Source organism: Pseudoxanthomonas sp. UTMC 1351, from assembly GCF_040948865.1.
In the GTDB taxonomy this organism is placed as follows: domain Bacteria; phylum Pseudomonadota; class Gammaproteobacteria; order Xanthomonadales; family Xanthomonadaceae; genus Pseudoxanthomonas_A.
Genome location: NZ_JAVGJT010000065.1, coordinates 1 through 2,786 on the forward strand (window position 1 = coordinate 1; position 2,786 = coordinate 2,786).

At 60.8% G+C, this 2,786-nt stretch carries 1 protein-coding gene; it reads right to left on the reverse strand.

Features of this window, described 5'->3' with window-relative positions; genetic code table 11:
• Nucleotides 1–152 precede the first annotated feature (152 nt).
• The coding region (locus AB6O04_RS20575; protein ID WP_368566289.1) for a hypothetical protein at nt 153–2,786 on the reverse strand (2,634 nt) is incomplete at its 5' end.

Sequence of the window (2,786 nt, forward strand, 5' to 3'; positions counted from 1 at the left end):
CCAGCACGATGCCGCCGCCCCACAGGATCCCGATACCACCGAATATCTTGTTTCTCATCTAAGCCTCACAACCTTTATGAGTCCATCTGGGAGCTTGGCGTTTGCATAGTTCCCGTTGCTATCGTGGTCGGCATTGCTACCGAATTTCTTCATCAGTGCCATATCTTGAGGTCCCAGACGACCTCGGGCCGTGGCACTGTCACGTCGCTGCTGCTGGCGAAGGTGAAGATAGACCCGCTTGAGCTCACGACCGCTTCGCCTTGCCCGATGCTGCCGAAATAGGCGGGTCCACCGTACTGAATCGTGAACCCCTGCGCACTCACCGCCGTCGCGGTCACCATACCCACGGCGGGACCATTGTTGGAAAGCACGATCCGATAGCTGTACTCCCATTGGGATCCAACTTGCCTCTTGCCCGTCAGGATGTAATCCGACACGCTCAAGCCGGTGCCAGCACTGGTGTCCTGATCGCGTACCACACCGGAGAAGGACTGCGCGGGCAGACCGTTGTAGTCCGGATCCAGGCTGATTGGCTTGCCTACCGTCACGGCAATGTTCTGATCACCATCCAGCAAACCGTCCTTCACGGCGATCACATCGACCGATTGCGGTGTCGACCAGTTGCTGGGCGTGAATTCAAGCCTGCCGGGCGTGGCCCAAGGATCAGCTCCGCTCGCCTGCACAAAGGTCTCCGAGGAGTCGTTCGGCGTGACCGATATGACCACGCTCTCCGTGGGCGCGCGCGCTAGAACCACGGAGATCCTCCCCGTGTCGAGTCCTTCCCGCAGGTCGAGATTCGCGGTTACCGCGGCATGCACTGCGCCCAGCTGTGGATTGGTGGGCACCACGAGCTGACCTGACGCATACCCGTGATTAAAGCCCTTGTCGTCATAGCTGATGCCATAGACGTAATAGACACCCGGAGACAGCCCCGCCACATTCCACACGTGGCTACCCCAGCTGTAGGAACCACCTATAGCTTGCAACCCGTCGACAATCTTCGTGCCAGCGAAACCAGAACCTGTTTGGTCGTAATAAAGCGCCACCGTCGAATCCATGCTGCTGTTCGTGCTGGTCCAACTGATCGCCGGATTGCCCTCGCGCGCGTCCCATATCCCAGAACCGGTTCCGAACGCAATTCCCAAAAACGGCGGGGAGTAGGTCCCTGTGCTGACGAACAACACGCTGGCCGGCGACCATGCGCTGGCGTTGTTAGTGCTGTCCTCGGCACGCACGCGCCAGTAGTGCGTGGCCTTGTCGACCAGCGATGTGGCGGTTTGCCAAGTGACGGTACTACTGGTGCCTGACGCGACCAGATTGACCAATGCGGCGTCACGATAGACCTCAAAGCGGTAGTGCACCACGTCGCCCTCAGAATCGGTCGAGGGATGCACCTCGAACGTTGGGGTCAATGTGCCTGACCAGGCGCGATCACCGGGGTTTGCGATCACCGGTGTTGTCGGCGCACCGTTACCTGCGTCCAGGACGAAATCGCCGATCACCCAGCCGCTATCGGCATGGCCATCGCTCGCCTTGGCGCGCCAGTAGTAATGCTGGTTCTCCGTCAGCCCTGTTGCCTGCCAACTTGTGATGCCACTGCTATTAGTGGGGATTGCGCCCGACGACTGCCTATTAGACGAATCGAAGGTATTGACCGTGTCGATCTCGAACACGTAGCGCAACGTATCGCCGTCCGCATCGGTGGAGTTGTTGACGCGCAACAAGGCAACGCCGGGCGTCGTCACATCGGAACCGGGCGCCGGGCTGACGATGGTCGGCGCCGATGGCGCCTGATTACCTGTGAACACGCGGAAGCTGCGTGCCGGCGTTTGCGTCTGCGCGCCGTGTTCGTCGGTGGCGGTGCCGCGCCAGTAGTAGGTGGCGTGATTTGTCAGCGGGACGGTGATCGTCCACGAAGTGGTGCCACTCGCATCCGCAGGCAGACTGGAGACACCGTCGTGGCGCTCAGTCAGGGCCGAATCCGTGTACACATCAAAGCTGTAGGTGACAGCGTCACCATCGCGATCGACCGCATTGGTGGCTGAGAGCACCGGCGTCAGCGTATCGACATCACCGCCTGCTATGGGCGAAGTCAGGTTGAAGCTTCCCGGTGCATCATTGGCCAAATTGACGAAGAATGTGCCATTGGCCCACGCACTGTTCACGCCATCGCCGGCGACGCCACGAGCCCGCCAGTAGTAATGGGTGTTGTCGTTGAGATTCTGCTCCGGTGTCCATGCTGTCGGCTGTTCCGCAGTCGGGTTCTCCGCGACGATGGCTTCCGCCAGTTTCTCAGTAAATCCGGCATCGGCATACAGTTCGAACTGCACCGACACGGTCGGGTCGTTGCTGGCTTCGCCGGTCAGCACCTGGAACTGCGGACGTAGGCTGGCGATCTCGGCACCTTGCAACGGCGATACGATCTGCGGGATCGCCGGGCCTGGTGGTGGCTCTCGCGATTCGACGCGGATCTTGGCCGAACGGTTACCGCTCAGGCTGCCGTCACTGGCGAGATAGTTGATCAGATAACTGCCGGCCTGCCCGGCTTCCGGCGTCCAATCGAACACCGCGGTGCCATCGCCTTGGTCCTGGAACGTGGCACCGGTCGGCAACGGACTGGCCGACAAGGTAATCGCCTTGCCCATCGGGCTGGAGGCTTCGACCAGGAACGATACCTGCTCGGTTTCCTTGACCACGCGGTCGGGAATGAACTGCAGCACCGGCGGCTTGGGATCCTGGTCCAGCGGCTTGAACGCAACCTGATAACCGCCCGGCGAGTTGGCATC